The following is a 17,800-nucleotide window of genomic DNA, read 5'->3' on the forward strand; positions in this document are numbered from 1 at the left end:
GTAGGGAGCTAAGCGTCTTAATATGAGATTAAGACACTGAGCTATTTATGGTGTTATTTATCTAATGGGTGGCGTTAAACCAGAATGACTTGTGTTCCTTGAGCTTCAATAGCTTTGACAACGTCAGGGTTGGCATCTTTGCCTGTTATAACGATATCAATCTTGCTCGCAGGGCAGAAAACCATCCCTGTTCTTTGGCCCACTTTCGAACTATCCACGACCACGACTAACTTATCGATTTGCTCAAGCATTTGCTGCTCTGCTACTGCGGTAAGCATGTCTGCTTTATAAAGTCCCGCTTCAGTTAAGCCTTTGCCTGAGGTAAACATCCAGTTACCCGCATACCCTCCTAATGAATCAGGTGCGGGGTTAAGAAAGATGTTTTGCGCTTTATTGTATTGGCCACCAATAATGATCACATCGTCATGATCCTCATTGATTAGATAGCTCGCCAATGGAAAGTAATTGGTGACAATCTGTACATCTTGGCCACACAGTTTTTGGCCAAGTAAAAATGCGGTTGAACCACAATTGATGACTACGCTATCACCCGAGTCACACAAATCAGCAGCGCGTAACGCTATAAGAGACTTCTCTTCATAGTGCTCAGTACTGTTGATGTTTAGTGGTGACCACTTTTTCTTTTGGCTCTCAATACGCTCAGCACCGTTGCGAACTTTACGCAGTTTGCCTAACTCATCTAGCTTTGAAATGTCGCGACGAGCCGTCGCAGGAGAGACATTGAAGCTGTTGATGATATGCGAGACGTTGATCGTCCGATTTTCTTCTAATAACGACAAGATGCCGTCGTGTCTTTGTACTTCGTTCATTCTTATCACCTTTTCAAGCGTTGTGATTACTTGGTGATTGCTTGTGATTTATTTTGATTCTAATAATCATAAGTTTGATTGTCAAATGGGCACGAAACAAAAATATGTCATAAATCACAATTAATTGTAAGTCATTGATAATTAAATGTTTGGTGGTTGTTGGTGTGATCGGTGGCCCAAAAACAGCCATTGGTTAAGGTGAAAATTGATAAAAATCAAAATAGTCACAAGTGAGCATTGAATGATTACTTTTGATTGTTAAAGTCTAATTCGTGAGCAAAAGAGAGCGTATTTCATACATAAATTTGAAAACGTTCTGTCCTACGAACCAAATAAAATTACAAATACTATTAGGGGTAAAGATATGGAGTTCTTATACGACATCTTCTATATATTTTACAGCCAAGTAATGACCAAAGCCCCCTTACTGCTTGGTCTCGTTACTTTTATTGGCTACTGGCTGCTGAGACGCGATCCTACGACGATAATCAAAGGCTCAATCAAAACGATTGTTGGCTTTATGCTAGTCCAAGTCGGTGCGGGCACACTGGTTAAGGGGTTTAAACCCGTTATCGAAAAATTGTCGGAATATCATGGATTGACAGGATCAGTTATTGACCCATATACAACCATGATGGCGACGATGGAAAACATGGGAGATATGTATTCCTGGGTTGGCTATGCAGTACTGCTAGCGTTGGGCCTTAACATTCTTCTCGTCCTTTTCCGCCGCTTCACTGGTATTCGCACCATTATGCTGACTGGTCATATCATGTTCCAACAGGCTGGTTTGGTTGCTGTTTTCTACTTCATTCTTGGCGCTTCCATGTGGGAGACCATCCTATATTCAGCGGTATTAATGGCGCTGTATTGGGGTATTTCTTCTAATATCATGTTCAAGCCTACTGAGGAAGTAACGGGTGGTGCTGGTTTCTCTATTGGTCACCAACAGCAGGTTGCTTCTTGGATTGCGACTAAGGTGGCACCAAAACTTGGCGATAAGAACGATAGTGTAGACCATATCGAACTGCCTAAATGGCTGCATATCTTCCATGACAGTATTGCTGCAACAGCGATCGTTATGACCGTGTTCTTTGGCATCATCTTGCTGTCGTTTGGCCTAGATAACCTACAAACAATGGCGGGTAAAACGCACTGGACAATCTACATCCTAGAAACAGGCTTGAAGTTTGCGGTAGCGATTCAAGTTATCGTTGCTGGTGTACGTATGTTCGTTGCTGAACTGTCAGAAGCATTTAAGGGTATTTCTGAACGCGTGATTCCAAATGCAGTATTGGCTATCGACTGTGCTGCGATCTACGCGTTTTCTCCTAACGCTATGGTATTTGGCTTCATGTGGGGTGCTATTGGCCAATTCCTTGCTGTTGGTGCGCTGCTACTTGCTGACTCTCCAATCATGATCATCCCTGGCTTCATTCCAATGTTCTTCTCGAACGCGACAATTGGTGTCTTCGCTAACCACTTTGGTGGCTGGAAAGCGGTTATGAAGATCTGTTTCGTGATGGGCATTATCGAAGTGGTTGGCTCTGCTTGGGCTATTCAGCTGATTAGCAATCATGGTGTGGAATTCAGTGGTTGGATGGGTATGGCTGACTGGGCTCTATTGTTCCCACCTATCTTTGCCGGTATCTCAATGTCAAAAGCCTTCTTCTGGGTATTAGTCGCACTGTCACTGGTATACATGTTCTTTGCGTCCAAACAGCTTCGAGCAGAAGAAGATGCGCAAGGCGTTGTTTCTGTTACAGAAGAACCTGAAGTGATTGAAGCGGTAGAACAAGCAATCAAAGCGAGCGACGGTGTTCGCCCAGTAAGCATCTTAGCGGTATGTGGTAATGGGCAAGGCTCTTCAATGATGATGAAGATGAAGATTGGTAAATACCTAGAGAAAAAAGGTATCCCTCATGTCATGGACTCATGTGCGGTATCTGACTACAAGTCTAAGCTTGCATCGACTGACATCATCGTCTCATCGAAACACTTATCTGCTGAAATGGAGCCAGGCGAAGGCAAGTTTGTCTTGGGTGTACAGAACATGCTCAATCCGAACTCTTTTGGTGATGAGTTATTAGAAATCATCGACAAGAACTTCGCTGGAGCAAAGTAACCTCTATACAAAACAACCAATAACAACAACTAAGTGCCAGTTATTGCTGGCACTTCACTGGAGATAGAACAATGGGTTTTAAGCAATCACTGATCGACAACAACTCAATCAAACTACAAGCTTCTGCTTCTAATTGGCGTGAAGCTATCACCATTGGTACAGACATGCTGACCGCATCCGGTGCGATTTTGCCAAGCTACCATGAGGCGATCATCAACAGTGTAGAGAAACTAGGCCCTTACATCTGCATTGCACCTAACTTGGCACTGCCTCACGCTCGCCCTGAAGATGGCGTAATTCGAACGGCTTTTGCGCTCGTTACTCTCGAAGAGCCTGTGTTCTTTGAAGGGGAAGATGAGTCTGTTGATGTACTGATTACGTTAGCTGGAAGCTCTTCTGATGAGCATATGGAAGGCTTAATGGAAGTGACCACGGTACTTGATGACGAAGATAGTGAAACGGGCGTTGATCTTAACAAGTTGCGCCGCTGTAGCACTAAAACTGATGTGTTTGACGTTATTGATGAAGCGCTAGCGGAAACGGCGTAAGGAGAAACTATGTATAGCGCACTAAAACAACGTGTCTTTGAAGCTAATCTCAAATTGCCTAAATACGGGTTAGTGACATTCACTTGGGGAAATGTGTCGGAAATAGATCGCGAACTTGGTGTATTGGCAATCAAACCTTCTGGTGTTGAGTACGATGCCATGACTGCAGACGACATGGTGATCGTGGATTTAGAAGGCCAAGTTATTGAGGGAAGACTAAATCCTTCGAGTGATACAGCGACGCATATTGAAATCTATAAAGCGTTTCCAGAGGTTGGTGGCGTAGTGCACACTCACTCACGTAGTGCCACTATCTGGGCGCAGGCTGGGATTGATATTCCCGCACTCGGTACGACTCATGCCGATTACTTTTACGGAGATATCCCCTGCACACGTAAGTTGTCTCACGATGAAATTTCAGGGGCTTATGAGAAAAATACTGGGCTCGTTATCATTGAAGAGTTCAAGCAGCGCGGCATTAATCCTATGGCAGTTCCTAGCGTGATTGTGGCAGGGCATGCGCCATTTTCTTGGGGCAAGAACGCGAATGATGCGGTTCACAATGCCGTAGTACTGGAAGAGATTTCGGCAATGGCGTTGGCAACTCGCTCGCTGAATAGTGGCATTAAAATTCAGCCAGAGCTCTCTGACAAACACTACCTGCGTAAACACGGTGAAAATGCTTACTACGGCCAGCGTTAATCTTTGTTGGAGGAAGAGCCCATGTACAAGGTATTAGCATTAGATTTAGATGGAACAGTGCTAACAGATGAACACACTATCCATCCTGAAGTTAAACGCGCGATTAAAGAAGCCAAGCAGCATTGTAAAGTCGTAGTCGTGACAGGGCGCCACCATACCGCCGCTAGGCCTTATTATTACGAGCTTGAACTAGACACTCCAATCATATGTTGTAACGGCACGTACGTTTATGACTATGCCAATGAGAAGGTTCTCAAGCAGAACTCGATTGATAAGGAAGATGCGCAGATATTTATTGAGCTGGCGCGCGAGTTTCAAGTCAAGATGGTTATGTACATTTCTGACGCCATGACTTACTCGAACTACAACCCGATAACCTACATGCAAGCTTTGGAAAGCTGGGCTAAAACTGCACCACAAGCCCACCGTCCGGAGATATACAAGGTTGACTCATTCAGTGAAACAGCAAAACAGTCAGAGCATGTATGGAAGTTCGTTGTTGAGGGATGCCCAAGCTCAGTGGAGAGATTGTTGGAACACCCTTGGGTTGAGCGACAGTTCAATGGTGAGCGCTCTTGGTCAAACCGAATTGATTTTGCCGCAAAAGGAAACAGCAAGGGCCTCCGTCTTGCTGAATATGTCTCTGAACTTGGTTACCACGCAAATCATGTGATCGCGGTTGGCGACAATCACAATGATATCTCAATGCTTCAATACGCCAATTTAGGTGTCGCAATGCGCAATGCCGACGACACCGTGAAGTCACACGCCAAACTCGTGTGCTCGACAGATAACAATCAAGATGGCTTGGCCCGTCTAATACGTGAAAAAATTAAAGGATAACGATAATGACAAAACCAATGATTCAAATCGCCCTAGACCAAACTAATTTACCTGCAGCCATTGAAGTGGCGAACAATGTTGAAAGCTTTGTTGATGTGATTGAAGTGGGCACTATCCTCGCATTTGCTGAGGGCATGAATGCGGTTTCGACTCTGCGTGCTAATCACCCTGATCATATTTTAGTCTGTGATATGAAAACGACAGACGGCGGAGCTATTCTAGCCAAAATGGCCTTCGAGGCGGGAGCTGATTGGATTACTGTTTCCGCTGCCGCACATATTGCAACTATAGAAGCGTGCAAGAAAGTCGCGGATCAGCACAAGGGCGAAATTCAGATTGAGATCTACGGTAATTGGACAATGGCAGACGCTCAAGCTTGGGTTGATTTAGGTGTCTCACAAGCCATTTATCACCGCTCTCGTGACGCAGAGTTGGCAGGAGTTGGCTGGACCGAACAAGATTTGGAAAAAATGCGTGCCTTGTCTGAACTTGGTCTAGAGTTATCTATCACTGGCGGTATCGTGCCTGAAGATCTTTACCTATTTGAGGGTATCAAGGCTAAAACTTTTATTGCGGGTCGAGCTCTAGCGGGTGAGCAGGGTAAGCAAACTGCTGAAGCACTTCGTGCTCAAATTGACCGCTTCTGGAACTAGGAGTCGTCTATGTATCAAAATCTTCAACGCCACCGAGTCGGTTTGTATGAAAAGGCCCTACCTAACGAGCTAAGTTGGGAAGAAAAGCTTAAAACGACCAAAGAGCTAGGATTCGATTTTTTAGAGATCTCTGTGGATGAATCTGACGAACGTCGCAGCCGCTTAGATTGGGATGATGAAACCATTTATGCTCTGCGTCACCAGTGTGAACGTTATGGGGTTCCTCTTCAATCGATGTGTTTAAGCGCTCATCGCAAGTATCCTTTCGGTTCGGCTGAACCTGAAACTCGCGAGCAAGCCTTACTGCATATGGAGAAAGCGATCTCATTGGCATACAAACTAGGCGTGCGTACGATTCAGCTAGCAGGCTATGATGTCTATTATGAGCCAGCCAATCAAGCGACTCACCAGCGGTTTATTCAAGGAATGAAGCAGTCAGCGAAGCTAGCTGAAAGGGCCGGAGTCATGCTTGCTGTCGAGATCATGGATACCGACTACCTGAATTCACTAAGTAAATTTGAGGTATTAAGCCGAGAGGTCAATTCACCTTATTTCACGGCTTACCCTGACGTTGGTAACATCTCTGGTTGGAACTACGATATCGTAACTGAGCTGAAATTGAGTAAACCACATATCACTCAAATTCACCTTAAGGACACCTATCGAGTGACTTCAGATTATAAAGGGCAATTTCGTGATCTGGTTATTGGTGAAGGTGAGGTGGATTTCAACTCGATATTCGATACCCTCAAGAAGACAGATTGTGTCGTCCCTTTGGTCATTGAAATGTGGGCTCAGGATGACAATTGGAAACAGAATATTCTCACTGCTCAGCGTCGCCTAAATCAAGCCTGTGATCATGCTGACTTGCCAAAGCTATTTGCAGCTTAGCATTGGAAAAGGTGCCTAGTACAAGGGCATCATGCTCCGGCGCTCAATCAGAGCGCCTTTCATCCCCCTTATGGGATAGTGCAGTGTAAGCCCCCCGTATTGCGCTGCACATTTTCAATCGAATGCATAAGATTTGACTTCAAGTCTGAGTTGGAGCACAGTTGCGCTGACTTTCCTATCTATAAGCTGCATACAAGAATGAAACTGCTTCACTTACAACTGTTTTGGTACGAAAAACATCACACTCTACTGGAGATGGAAGATCTACCAAGCTTAACTCCTACTCAAGAACAAGAGCTAAAAGAGTGGGTGAAACAGCGTCGTAAAATTCTAAGCTACGAAGTCCACCAGCAGACTTGGGTAAAAGTAAATATCGATGGCTTTGCCTCACAGATCAGGCTCAACCCAAACGGCACTTTGTCGGAGAAAGATCTTTTCAGTAATAAATCGCTTCAGGGCCTGTGGAAAGTTATGGAAGGCTTCTTGTTTATCAAAGTCATCAGTGGTGAGTTTATTGTTGAGTATCAAATCGTTGGTAGCAACCTAGAGAACATTCACTGCGGTATCGAGTACATCAACGGTAAAGTAAGCACTTACAGTAAGTTTATCGTGACAAAATAGGACAACTTAGGGCGTAGCTTTTAGACCATGCCCAAAGTGTCACTGCTTTCAGTTCAATTGGGCACTCAGCTGACGATAGCTAAGCAAGGACAACAGAGCGAAGAAGGCCGGATCGCTCCAACCGAAGTCGACAAAGATCCCCGTAAATCCAGCATAGCCAGTTATTGCGACACCGAGAAGGTTGGTGACAAGCAGCGCTTTGAGTAGCTGTTGCATTGTCTCTTTGTGCTCTATTGTTCTTAGAAGCAGGCTTACTGCTGCTACGCCTCCGAGAAAGATACTTGTGTGTTGTGACAGGAAGTAAGCGTACTTATCGTTAATCTCAACGCCATACATTGGCCACATCATGGTTGGCAGAAAAAACAGTGCGAATGCAAACGCAGTGTAGATGCTGCCGTGTAAGGTTAAAAACAGTCTATTCGTCATAGCGGTTCCTTACAGACCAACGGGCCCGTGATTGATTTCAGTCAGTGGCTGATTGATGTCAAAAATAACGCCACGTACTTCTGCTACGCCCATTTCTTTCAGTCTAGCGGCATGCATGTCTAGGTAATTTTGTGCACTGACTTCATCTTGAAAAAGATAGATACCACCACCTAGCTTTTCAGATTCATTTTCTGTCCAGATTTTCCAGATCATGCCGGGTTCTTGATTAATTGACTCCGCTAGACCAACCAATGCTTTAGACATCTCTTCGTCCATAGGGCCATGATATTCAAAGTCGACTTGTAGTAATTTCATCTTAGTTTCTCCAATTGTTGACTGTTGTGAACGCGTGTTGCTGTTCGATGGAGATATTGTTGTCTATATAAATTGAACATAAAAGTTCATAATATTGTGTATAAGTGTCTAAAAAACTGACAGGTCATGCGATGAGATTGAAAAGTACGCTTGAGCAATGGGTTACGCTGAAGGAAGTTGATAAGGCGGGCAGTATTCAAGCCGCGGCTTCGGCTTTAAACAAAAGCCATACAACCCTGATTTATTCGATAAAAAAGCTTGAAGATCAACTGGGCGTTAAGCTGGTGGAGGTTAAGGGAAGGCGTGCCACAGTCACAGAGCTTGGTCGTTCACTGCTTAGAAGAGCGAGTAGCATGCTTGAACAGGCAAGAGAGCTGGAAGACTTAAGTCAACAAATCTCAGCGGGTGTCGAGTCAGAGATTACAGTCGCGATGGATCACCTTTGCGACCCGAGCCTGCTCTATCAACCGATGGCAGAGTATCTTAGTCAAAATAGTACCACCTCGATTCAAGTAGTAGAGACTTCGCTATCTAAAACGGCAGAAATGGTGACCAGTGAGCAAGCTGATATTGCGATTATTACCTTGCCGGTGACCAATTACCCGGCCCAAGCTTTCTCGATGACGAGTATGTTGCCCGTTGTCTCAAGTAAACACTCACTCGCAAGTCGGAGTCAGGTTTGTATGGCAGATTTTGCCACTCATTGCCAAGTTGTCATTCGCGATCTGGGGGCTACGCAGATTGATAACAAAGAGCAAAATGTCGGTTGGTTAAAAGCGAATCAGCGGATAACCGTCGACAATTTTGACCATGTATTTCGAGCGGTGGAACAAGGTGTCGGATTTTGCCGCTTGCCAGAGCACATCATCAAGTTAAGAAACAGAGGCCAGCTTAAGGTGCTTAAAGTCGAGCACAATGAAAGGTATCAAGTCCCGCTGCATATTACGCTTCCTAAGGGAGCCAAAACTGGCCCAGCCGCCAAATGTTTCTACGAATTGTTATTATCAAAAGCGGCTAAAGGCTAATCGTAACCCTTTAAAGCATAACAGTGAGTAATTACTTACAACCATTTGTTTACGTCGGTACGACGCAAAAAGTGACCTACCACACGCTGCGTTAAGTTAGTGATTTAATCTTTTTATAAGCTGACATTGGTATGCGATATTTCGATGGTAATTTTAAGATTTACTGGTAAGCGATATGAGAACCGAAAAAGAGAAAATGCTCGCTGGCGAGCCGTATGATGCGTGGGACAAAGAACTATATGACCAACGAATTGAATGTCGTAAAGTACTGCAAAAGCTCAACAATAGTATTCCAGATACCCAAGAGTGGCGCAGCGCGATTGATACTTTGATCCCTGATTCTAAAGACGCTTACGTCGAGCCTCCATTTCGTTGTGACTATGGTTCGAACATAAAACTCGGCAAAAACTTCTACGCTAATTTCAATTGCGTGGTGTTGGATGTGGCTGAAGTGCATATCGGTGATAATGTCCTCTTTGCCCCTAACGTACAAATCTATACTGCAGGTCACCCTCTCGACGTGAAAAGCCGGGTTGAAGAAGGCGTCGAGTTTGGTACACCGATTACTATTGGCGACAATGTCTGGCTTGGCGGTGGTGTGATCGTCTGCCCTGGCGTCACAATCGGTGAAAATAGCGTGGTTGGAGCGGGTAGTGTCGTCACCAAAGACATTCCAGCTAACGTTGTCGCGGCGGGTAGCCCATGTCGAGTGATTAAACCTATCGAACAAGCTTAAGGTTTTTAAAGCGTAGAAGAGTGACAAAGAGAGGTGCTCGCCTTTTACGTTTTTCTTATAGATTAAGCGCCAATATTATTAGTTGAAAAAATAATCAAAAATAGTTCTTTACAATTATCTAAAAAACACAAATAATGCCATCGCTCTGTTGTTCAGAGTTATTAAATGAAACATCCTGTTGTAAAGTAAAACCCTCAGAATTTCCTCTTGTTATCCTCTGTGTTTCCCTTAGCTTCATAGATACATTAAATAATTCAAGCTCCTAGTGCATCGCATTTTTGCGAAATAATTTTATTATTACTAAATAAGGGACATGATATGTCTAACAAAGTAAATGGTTCTGTAAAATGGTTTAACGAAACTAAAGGTTTCGGTTTTCTTTCTCAAGACAACGGTGGCGAAGATGTATTTGTACACTTCCGTGCTATCGCTTCTGAAGGTTTCAAGACTCTAGCTGAAGGCCAAAAAGTGTCTTTCGAAGTAGAGCAAGGTCAGAAAGGCCTTCAAGCAGCTAACGTTTCAGTACTATAACGTTTAGCAAGGGTGCAAGTGGCAAAGCGTCGCTTGCACACATTTATTCATTCTAGAAATACTATTTATAACACTCTTTCGAATACTCCAAATATTTCCTTATACCTCCTCTCTGTATTTGTCGTTGCGCTATTGGACTTCTTCGTCTCATTATAAATTTAGTAATCTATTCCTCTGATATTAGGTAATAGTTCTATTACTTGTCAGAAACTCAAATATATAAAGGCAAAATATGTCACGTTCAATCGGCCGTAAGCGCTTTTGGTTTCAAAAGAACCGTAGCAAACAGCAAAACAATAAGGATTTATGATAGTTACATTTAGCTTATTGGAAAATGAGATCACTTGGCAATCAACACTTCATCAACTCAATAGTGATATTTTGAAACGTCATGTTTTATTCCATGGACGTCTTAGAGATACCAATATTTCCTTTCTCTACTGTGAGGCAACATTTAGCGGAAAAATTATTGATTCAGCCAATGAGGTAGTGGGTTGTTTTTACATGACCGCTTCATAGATTCATCAGTATTGTCATCGCTCTCTCTGGCTCTCCAAAGTTTTGTTCAATTTCTAATTAAAAATCTAAAAAAAGTTCTTTACCTCAACCTTGGTTGAGGTTTTAGCATGCTTCTTGTTGGCTAGGAATTGATAAGGAGAAAGTAATGATTCAATTAGAGCATGTGAATTTAGTGGTTAAAGACATCCCTGAGATGTTGAAGTTCTATCAAGCAGCATTTCCACATTGGTCTGTGCGTGATGAAGGACAAGGGGAGTGGAGTGGCAAGCCGAGAAACTGGCTACATTTTGGTGATGAGTACCAATATATTGCAATGAGTGACCACGGTGAAGGAAACAATCGAGAACTGGCAGGCCATCAGGTAGGACTTGCCCACTTTGCTTATATCACCAATAACATTGATGCGGTGATCGGCCGATTGGTTGAAGCGGGTTATCCTATCGCTAAGCCGGGCGCTGATGAACCTTACCGTAAAAATGTCTACTTCGTTGATCCTGCAGGATTTGAGATTGAGTTTGTTGAATACCTAACAGATGATCCAAAACTGCGTAATTTATCGAGTTAAAGCGCTAGAGCGCAGAAAGCAATTGAGCCTTTCTGCGCGTTAGTGACGTTATTACAGAGGAGTAAATTCGAATTTATCGCCTTTATCGGCAACTTGGTATCCAAGTGCTGTGATTTGTTCTCGGATCTTATCGGCATCCGCAAAGCGCTTTTGTTGCTTCAGTAACAGTCTCTCCTCGGCAAGCTTTATGACCTCGTCGGGTACTATAACCTCTTCAATATGGTCAATATTCAGGCCTAATATCTTATCAAAAAACAACACAGTAGCTTTTATATCTTGGCTAGGGTAGACGCTGTCTAATACATCCCATAACAAAGCGAGAGCCTTTGGCATATTTAGATCTTGATTGATGAGCAGGATAAAACACAACTTATACTCCTCTATCAACTGCCCGTTATCTGCTAGCTTAGCCACCTTGTTTCTCAGTCGTTTTAGTGCTGTTTGCGCTCCTTGTAAACTTTCCCAAGTAAAGCTTAGATGACTTCTATAGTGACTCGTTAATGTTAGGTAGCGATAGGCTAAGGGCTCAAATCCACGCTCGAGTAACGCTTCTAGGCGCAAAGAAGTGCCAGATTTAGAAATTTTCTCTTTGTTAAGTTGTAGAAAAAAACCGTGAAGCCAATAGTTTGCTTGTATGTGCCCGTTTTTTGCTTGGCACTGCGCGATCTCGTTAGTGTGATGGATAGGAATATGGTCCTCGCCGCCAACATGAATGTCGAATTGTTCTCCTAGGTATTTTTCCGCCATTGCGGAACACTCGATGTGCCAGCCGGGAAATCCAACACCCCAAGGGCTTGGCCATTCCATTTGCCTAGCCTGCTCGCCAGAAAACTTCCACAATGCGAAGTCTGTCGCCAGTTTTTTATCAGCCATGTTGACCCTAATTCCGGCCTCTAAACCTGATGTATCCAAACGTGCGAGTCGACCATATTCACTTAATTTACTGGTGTCAAAATAGACTCCATCACGGGTCTGGTAGGTGAAGCCTTTCTCTTCTAGTTCAGTGATGAAGTCTATTTGCTCTTGGATATGCTCTGTTGCTCGGCAGATGGTGGTTGGGGTCAAGATATTGAGCTGCTTTAAGTCCGTTAGGAAAGCTTGCTCAAAATATTTCGCTATTTCCCAGGCAGACTTATTTTGTTTTCTAGCGCCTTTCTCCATTTTGTCTTCACCAGTGTCGGCATCTGAAGTCAGATGGCCAACGTCTGTGATGTTCATAACGTGATTCACTTGATACCCATTGAATGACAACACGCGTCTTAAGGTATCGACAAAAAGGTAGGTACGTAAGTTACCCGCGTGAGCGTAGTCATATACGGTTGGACCACAAGCATAAAGGCCTACTGTATTGCTATCAATGGACTTAAATGGTCTTTGTTCACGAGCCATAGTGTCAAATAACGAAAGGGTAACTGAGGTCATAAATTGTTCCTTCAAATACAAAAAGGCCGCGGATGCGAACATCAGCGGCCTGTGATTAGGTATAGATTTTTGCTAACTAATAGCTACACGAAAGCCGCCGTATATCGAAGCGATTACAGCAGCAACAAACTGGAGAGGTGTAGCTAAACAAATATGTCATTCTTTTACCCTAAAGAAGAGGTGTGAAAAATGCAACCTTTGGATTCACTTGGTTTCGAATTGGTTAGGTTGTTACAATTACAGGCTAAGCAACTTTGAAGCATCATTGAATTGGTGTTGGAACTTGATCATGGCTCGTCCTAAGAAACATCGTCACATCTGCACTCATGCAGCTCATGCTTTTTACAAACCCAATGGTGTGACTATGGATGAGTTACAGATTGTTGAGCTGTTGCCGGATGAATTAGAAGCACTGAGACTTGCTGATCAAGAAGGACTGAATCAGATTGATGCCGCCGTGCAAATGCAGGTGTCGCGCCAAACATTTGGAAACATCATTAAACGCGCTAGGCAAAAGGTTGCTAGCAGCATCATCCAAGGTTATGCCCTAAAACTTCAATAGACTTGAGCTACTCAGGCTCTTTGATTTGATAAAGTGTTCGCTTTGTCCCTTCGCACACATCTTTGCAGTCGCATTCCCTAGTGATGTTTAGTTTCGATAACCCACCGCAACTGCCTTGAATTGGTCGGCGAGAGAACATCACCCCGATCGCCATTAAGGCAATAAAGCTCACGAAAATAAGTACTGTAAGTAGTAACGTCATCGTCTAATCCTCCGGATTGAGCGCCAGTTTGGTTGCGACCGTGCCAAAGCGAGAGTAGCGTTGTTTTTGCCACAAGCTTTTTTCTTTGGTGATATTCGACCGTAATCTAAACTCTCTACTGCAATCAGCTCGGCAAAATTGATGTCGTGCACATCTTGCTTCGCTTTTGTGGCTAACACTTTAACTTTAGATTGAAACAGCCCTTTGAGCATATTTTGGCCAATGTTTCTCACTACAACAACGTCTACTTTGTAACCAGCGATAACCTGTTGCCACTTTTTCTTGGCACTACAACAAGATTCATCCTTAGAGATAGAGAGGTACTGTGTTTGCCGCGTGATGGAATCAATGATGGCGATTTGCTTGCAGCGAGAGAAGTGATTACTTACTGCGTTGTTAATACAAGGAATAGCGTAGATCATGCTGGCTCCAAAATTCGTTGAAATTTGGAGCACTATAGCTATTTATTGTTGGCATATGCCAATAATAAAGTTGGTTTCTTAGTTATCGCATTTCGAGAACAACCAATGTTTACCTACAGTTTCGGTAAACAAGAACCGCTTTTCAGTGGGTTCATGTTTTTGATTAAATAGAAAATGAATGTCTTCTATGTTTCTGCTTTAAGTTCGTCGGAAGTCGATTTTGGGGTAGCTATTATTTATCTTCGGATAACAGTACTTTGCGTAGTAGATTGGCAAGTTGATCTTGTTCATCTGGGTTTAGAACACTAAGCATATTGTTCATATTGGTGACGTGATCGTTCAGGGCGTTATCGATAAGTTCGATGCCTTTATTGGTTAGAATCACCTTACAGCTGCGTCTGTCATGTTCACTGAAAACTCTTTCCACAAGCTCTTGCTTAACCAAATGTTCTATCCGAGTGCTCACTGCCCCAGAAGACAGCATAAGAGTTTTATATAGCTCTGTTGGGGTAATACCATGGGCATCGCTACGGCGCATTGTTGCTAAGATGTCGAACTCAATGCTGCTTAGTCCGTGCTGTGTAAACACGCTGTCCATCTTCGACTTCCACAGATTGCTTGTGCGACGCAAGCGGCCAACAACTCCCATCGGCGAGCAGTTTAAATCGGGTCTTGCTTGTTTCCATTGAGCCAAAATTAAATCGACACTATCTGATGCTGATGGCATTTTTATCTCTCATCTAAATATCTTTTTAAAAAGATACTTGATCAAAAGTTAAGTTGCCATTACTTTATAAAAAGTATCTTTTGCAAAAGATACATTTTATTGAGATTATATGGAGAGACTCTAGTGAAGGATTTACATCAGATTAAAACCATAGTGTTGACGGCATTCGCCCCTATCGTATGGGGAAGTACTTACATAGTGACGACAGAGTTACTGCCAGCGGAAAGCCCTTTGCTTGCGGCAACGATTAGAGCCCTACCTGCAGGTTTGTTGCTCGTATTCTTTGGTAAAGCGCTACCCAGCTCAGCGTGGCTTGCTCGACTCGGGGTGCTCGGTTTTTTGAACATTGGGTTGTTCTTCTATTGCCTATTTTTTGCAGCGACATACTTACCGGGTGGTATGGCCGCTATGGTGATGTCTATTCAACCTGTTGTCGTGATATTACTGAGTTGGTGGTTGCTTGGTGCAAAGGTGTCAGCAATACAGCTCATGGCCTCGGTAGTGGGCATCTTTGGAATAGCTTTACTGGTTCTTAACAGTGCCGCGAAGTTAGACTTAGAAGGTCTCATCGTCGCGAGTGTTGGAACATTAAGCATGGCGAGTGGGGTCGTGCTGACTAAGAAATGGGGCAGACCTACAGGTATGTCTGTGCTGAATTTTACTGGTTGGCAGCTCCTGTTTGGTGGATTAATGCTGCTCCCAGTTGCTATATGGCTTGAGGGGGTACCTCATCAACTAACGCTAATGAACTCTTTGGGTTACTTGTACCTGAGTGTTATCGGGGCTGTAGTCGGGTATTTTCTGTGGTTTAGAGGCATTGATCAGTTGCCTACAACTACGGTCTCATTTCTCGGTTTTTTAAGCAGTGTCTCTGCTTGTATCTTGGGTTATATCGTTCTCGACCAGCATTTGTCTGTATTTCAGTTGCTTGGAGCATTATTGGTTTTAGTCTCTATTGTACTTGCAAGCCAGCGCTCCTCAGACAAATCGACTCTATCTAATCAAACTCCAACCATTCGATCATTAGAGGGAAACTAATATGAATATTACTATCGTATCTGGCAGCCAGCGTGACAATTCGCAGAGCTTAAATGTCGCTCGCTATTTAGAATCATTATCTGCTAAGCACTTTGAAACTATCAATGTTCTAGATTTACATCAGCTTAATTTGCCTCTCTGGAACGAAGGTGTTTGGCAGCAGTCGGAAGAATGGCAACAGTGGACGCCTATTGCAGAGATACTTAAACAATCTGATGCGATTGTTTTGATCACTCCCGAATGGCATGGAATGGCGACACCTGCAATTAAGAATTTCTTGTTGTTAACGACAGATGAAGAGCTAGCGCACAAGCCTGTGTTGCTAGTGAGTGTTTCTGCCAGTGTGAATGGCGTCTATCCGATAAGCGAGTTACGTATGACAGGTAGCAAAAACAATCATGCTTGCTTTTTGCCAGATCATCTGATGTTTCGCAACATCGAAACCTTGATAACCCAAGATCACCAATTGACCGATGATGAGATGCACCAACGTAGTCAATACACTTTGGAATTGCTTGCCCATTACGCTCAAGCACTTGCTCCTATTCATCGCGATATGGTGACTGTCGGAAAGCCATTTCGTTACGGAATGTAGCTACTTTACAGTGTAAAAGCTCAAGTAGGGAGATTGTCTAATAATGGAAGCTGTTCATCGCTTGATGTGTTTGAATTGGTCAACTTAGTAAAGATTCTAGAGTCCAATTAAAAAAGGGTATATACATAGTCTTATATTATTCAATCCGCTGAGTATTTAATGACTCTTAAAGAAGTCCTCCAAATCCGTAATGTTCGCTGCTTCTTAATGTTCCGAAGCAGCTACTTTGCGCGCTTTTATTATCCAGTCTTCACTTTACTCTACTTAGATTATGGTTTGACCCTTTCTCAGTTTGCCATGCTCAACGTAGTTTGGGCAGCAACCATCGTTCTAGCGGAAGTACCATCTGGTGCATTTGCCGATACTCTAGGACGTAAAAAGCTGGTGGTGCTGTCTTCTATTGTCATGTTTATTGAAATCGCCATGATCGCCTTTGTCCCCACTGGCAATCCCACCTTAGTCTTCATGGTATTTTTGGTAAACCGGGTCTTGAGCGGTTTGGCTATGGCATTGGCTAGTGGTGCCGATGAAGCACTGGCTTATGACACGCTTAAAGAGCAGGGAAAAGAAGATCTTTGGCCGCGAGTGTTGCAGATTCAGTTACGTATCGCTTCAAGTGTCGGCATAGTTGTTACCTTGGTAGGCGCCGCAATGTACGACGTTAACTTTATGGCTAATGTCTATCATCTACTGGGATTCTCAGCGCCAGAAACGACTCAAGATATAATGCGCATCCCTGTTTATGCGACCTTGTTTGTCGCCCTTATCGCCATGTACGCAGCATTCAGCATGAGGGAAGAGAAGAAATCATTGCCAAGTGATAGCGGTAAGTTGGCAACGACGATGGCAAGTCTTAAGCTCACTATGAATACGGGTAAGTGGGTGCTTTCAACACCCTATGTTCTTTTTATTCTGCTTTACTACAGCCTGTTTGAGCACACTTCACGTATGTTTTTAACCATGAATAGCCAGTACTATCGAGCGATCGATATCCCCATCATCTATTTTGGGTTGATTGGCGCAGGGATAAGTTTGCTGCAAATTGTATTAGCGGGGCAAAGTCGAAAGTTGGCGGAAAGTATCGCTCCGAGAAGGTTTATTGCCATCATGGGCATCGCGACGATGGCGACCTATTATTGGATTAGCTTAGGCTGGTCTATTTATGGGGTGATTCCGGCGTTGCTGTTAATCTTCATCATAATGACGATGAATATCTTTATTAGCTACCACCTCAATAAAAACACCGAATCACACAACCGAGCCACAGTACTGAGCTTTAAAGGGCTCATGTTTAACCTTGGCTATGGGATGATTGGTATTTTGTATGCTTACTACTACAAATTACTGTCGAAAAACTATAGCCAAGAGCAGATAGAGCAACATATTGACTTCATTGCGTCTCTTTCTTCATTCTTTTACTACTTTACGTTTTTGTTTGTTGCTATCAGTTTGTTTTTCTACGTGAAGGACAAGCAAAAGCCGATTTTCTAAGTCTTGTTAAC

22 protein-coding genes are annotated in these 17,800 nt (G+C 43.5%); 15 read left to right on the top strand and 7 right to left on the bottom strand.

Going from position 1 to position 17,800, the window contains the following annotated elements:
- Window positions 1-74 precede the first annotated feature (74 nt).
- Window positions 75-830 carry an HTH-type transcriptional regulator UlaR gene (ulaR, locus tag ZX61_RS17510; protein ID WP_049845884.1) on the bottom strand — a complete coding sequence of 252 codons (756 nt, stop codon included), beginning with the start codon at window positions 828-830 and terminating at the stop codon, window positions 75-77.
- 364 nt (window positions 831-1,194) lie between these two features.
- Between ulaR and ZX61_RS17515 the strand changes: the two genes are divergently transcribed.
- The 7 genes from ZX61_RS17515 to ZX61_RS17545 all read left to right on the top strand — a co-directional run bounded on the left by ZX61_RS17515 (window position 1,195) and on the right by ZX61_RS17545 (window position 7,213).
- Window positions 1,195-2,955, top strand: a complete 1,761-nt coding sequence (locus ZX61_RS17515; protein WP_049845885.1) for a PTS ascorbate-specific subunit IIBC — start codon at window positions 1,195-1,197, stop codon at window positions 2,953-2,955.
- 71 nt (window positions 2,956-3,026) lie between these two features.
- Window positions 3,027-3,503 (top strand): PTS sugar transporter subunit IIA, encoded by a 477-nt coding sequence (locus ZX61_RS17520; RefSeq protein ID WP_049845886.1) that lies wholly within the window; start codon window positions 3,027-3,029, stop codon window positions 3,501-3,503.
- A 9-nt stretch (window positions 3,504-3,512) separates the two neighbouring features.
- Complete coding sequence (locus ZX61_RS17525) at window positions 3,513-4,205, top strand: L-ribulose-5-phosphate 4-epimerase (protein ID WP_049845887.1); 693 nt, start codon at window positions 3,513-3,515, stop codon at window positions 4,203-4,205.
- Window positions 4,206-4,226: 21 nt separating this feature from the next.
- A complete protein-coding gene (locus tag ZX61_RS17530) occupies window positions 4,227-5,048 on the top strand; it encodes a pyridoxal phosphatase (protein WP_049845888.1) in 822 nt (273 codons plus the stop codon).
- 5 nt (window positions 5,049-5,053) lie between these two features.
- Window positions 5,054-5,701: a 3-keto-L-gulonate-6-phosphate decarboxylase UlaD gene (locus ZX61_RS17535; RefSeq protein WP_004749371.1), complete on the top strand. Its 648-nt coding sequence runs from the start codon at window positions 5,054-5,056 to the stop codon at window positions 5,699-5,701.
- A gap of 9 nt (window positions 5,702-5,710) precedes the next feature.
- The gene (locus ZX61_RS17540) at window positions 5,711-6,592 is read left to right on the top strand and encodes an L-ribulose-5-phosphate 3-epimerase (protein ID WP_049845889.1); all 882 of its coding nucleotides are present in this window, start codon (window positions 5,711-5,713) and stop codon (window positions 6,590-6,592) included.
- 198 nt (window positions 6,593-6,790) lie between these two features.
- The gene (locus ZX61_RS17545; RefSeq protein ID WP_049845890.1) at window positions 6,791-7,213 is read left to right on the top strand and encodes a hypothetical protein; all 423 of its coding nucleotides are present in this window, start codon (window positions 6,791-6,793) and stop codon (window positions 7,211-7,213) included.
- Window positions 7,214-7,261: 48 nt separating this feature from the next.
- On the opposite strand, the gene ZX61_RS17550 is transcribed toward ZX61_RS17545, so the two are convergent.
- Both ZX61_RS17550 and ZX61_RS17555 read right to left on the bottom strand, forming a co-directional pair.
- Window positions 7,262-7,639 carry a hypothetical protein gene (locus ZX61_RS17550; RefSeq protein ID WP_049845891.1) on the bottom strand — a complete coding sequence of 126 codons (378 nt, stop codon included), beginning with the start codon at window positions 7,637-7,639 and terminating at the stop codon, window positions 7,262-7,264.
- 9 nt (window positions 7,640-7,648) lie between these two features.
- Entirely contained in the window at window positions 7,649-7,954 is a 306-nt protein-coding gene (locus ZX61_RS17555) for a monooxygenase (protein WP_049845892.1), read from the bottom strand.
- Window positions 7,955-8,085: 131 nt separating this feature from the next.
- On the opposite strand from ZX61_RS17555, the gene ZX61_RS17560 reads away from it, so the two are divergent.
- The 4 genes from ZX61_RS17560 (at window position 8,086) to ZX61_RS17575 (ending at window position 11,330) form a co-directional block, all read left to right on the top strand.
- Window positions 8,086-8,979 (top strand): LysR family transcriptional regulator, encoded by an 894-nt coding sequence (locus tag ZX61_RS17560; RefSeq protein WP_049845945.1) that lies wholly within the window; start codon window positions 8,086-8,088, stop codon window positions 8,977-8,979.
- A gap of 175 nt (window positions 8,980-9,154) precedes the next feature.
- Entirely contained in the window at window positions 9,155-9,715 is a 561-nt protein-coding gene (locus ZX61_RS17565; protein WP_049845893.1) for a sugar O-acetyltransferase, read from the top strand.
- Window positions 9,716-10,033: 318 nt separating this feature from the next.
- The gene (gene cspE / locus ZX61_RS17570; protein WP_049845894.1) at window positions 10,034-10,246 is read left to right on the top strand and encodes a transcription antiterminator/RNA stability regulator CspE; all 213 of its coding nucleotides are present in this window, start codon (window positions 10,034-10,036) and stop codon (window positions 10,244-10,246) included.
- A gap of 664 nt (window positions 10,247-10,910) precedes the next feature.
- Window positions 10,911-11,330: a VOC family protein gene (locus tag ZX61_RS17575; RefSeq protein WP_049845895.1), complete on the top strand. Its 420-nt coding sequence runs from the start codon at window positions 10,911-10,913 to the stop codon at window positions 11,328-11,330.
- Between the two features lie 51 nt (window positions 11,331-11,381).
- On the opposite strand, the gene cysS is transcribed toward ZX61_RS17575, so the two are convergent.
- Window positions 11,382-12,752 carry a cysteine--tRNA ligase gene (gene cysS, locus ZX61_RS17580; RefSeq protein ID WP_049845896.1) on the bottom strand — a complete coding sequence of 457 codons (1,371 nt, stop codon included), beginning with the start codon at window positions 12,750-12,752 and terminating at the stop codon, window positions 11,382-11,384.
- 289 nt (window positions 12,753-13,041) lie between these two features.
- Between cysS and ZX61_RS17585 the strand changes: the two genes are divergently transcribed.
- Window positions 13,042-13,314, top strand: coding sequence for a DUF134 domain-containing protein (locus ZX61_RS17585; RefSeq protein WP_049845897.1), 273 nt, complete (start codon window positions 13,042-13,044; stop codon window positions 13,312-13,314).
- A gap of 7 nt (window positions 13,315-13,321) precedes the next feature.
- On the opposite strand, the gene nqrM is transcribed toward ZX61_RS17585, so the two are convergent.
- The 3 genes from nqrM to ZX61_RS17600 form a co-directional block, all read right to left on the bottom strand.
- Window positions 13,322-13,516 carry a (Na+)-NQR maturation NqrM gene (nqrM, locus tag ZX61_RS17590; protein ID WP_004747401.1) on the bottom strand — a complete coding sequence of 65 codons (195 nt, stop codon included), beginning with the start codon at window positions 13,514-13,516 and terminating at the stop codon, window positions 13,322-13,324.
- Entirely contained in the window at window positions 13,513-13,938 is a 426-nt protein-coding gene (locus ZX61_RS17595; protein ID WP_049845898.1) for a NifB/NifX family molybdenum-iron cluster-binding protein, read from the bottom strand. Before ZX61_RS17595 ends, nqrM begins: the two co-directional genes overlap by 4 nt.
- Window positions 13,939-14,170: 232 nt before the next feature.
- Complete coding sequence (locus ZX61_RS17600; RefSeq protein ID WP_049845899.1) at window positions 14,171-14,665, bottom strand: MarR family winged helix-turn-helix transcriptional regulator; 495 nt, start codon at window positions 14,663-14,665, stop codon at window positions 14,171-14,173.
- Between the two features lie 123 nt (window positions 14,666-14,788).
- Here ZX61_RS17600 and ZX61_RS17605 point away from each other — a divergent pair, with 123 nt between their 5' ends.
- The 3 genes from ZX61_RS17605 (at window position 14,789) to ZX61_RS17615 (ending at window position 17,789) form a co-directional block, all read left to right on the top strand.
- Window positions 14,789-15,703: an EamA family transporter gene (locus ZX61_RS17605; RefSeq protein WP_049845900.1), complete on the top strand. Its 915-nt coding sequence runs from the start codon at window positions 14,789-14,791 to the stop codon at window positions 15,701-15,703.
- Between the two features lies 1 nt (window position 15,704).
- Window positions 15,705-16,298 carry an NADPH-dependent FMN reductase gene (locus ZX61_RS17610; protein ID WP_049845901.1) on the top strand — a complete coding sequence of 198 codons (594 nt, stop codon included), beginning with the start codon at window positions 15,705-15,707 and terminating at the stop codon, window positions 16,296-16,298.
- A gap of 159 nt (window positions 16,299-16,457) precedes the next feature.
- Window positions 16,458-17,789, top strand: coding sequence for an MFS transporter (locus ZX61_RS17615; protein ID WP_049845902.1), 1,332 nt, complete (start codon window positions 16,458-16,460; stop codon window positions 17,787-17,789).
- The last annotated feature ends 11 nt before the right edge of the window (window positions 17,790-17,800 follow it).

This window comes from Vibrio sp. VPAP30, from assembly GCF_001188205.1.
GTDB classification, from domain to species: domain Bacteria; phylum Pseudomonadota; class Gammaproteobacteria; order Enterobacterales; family Vibrionaceae; genus Vibrio; species Vibrio bivalvicida.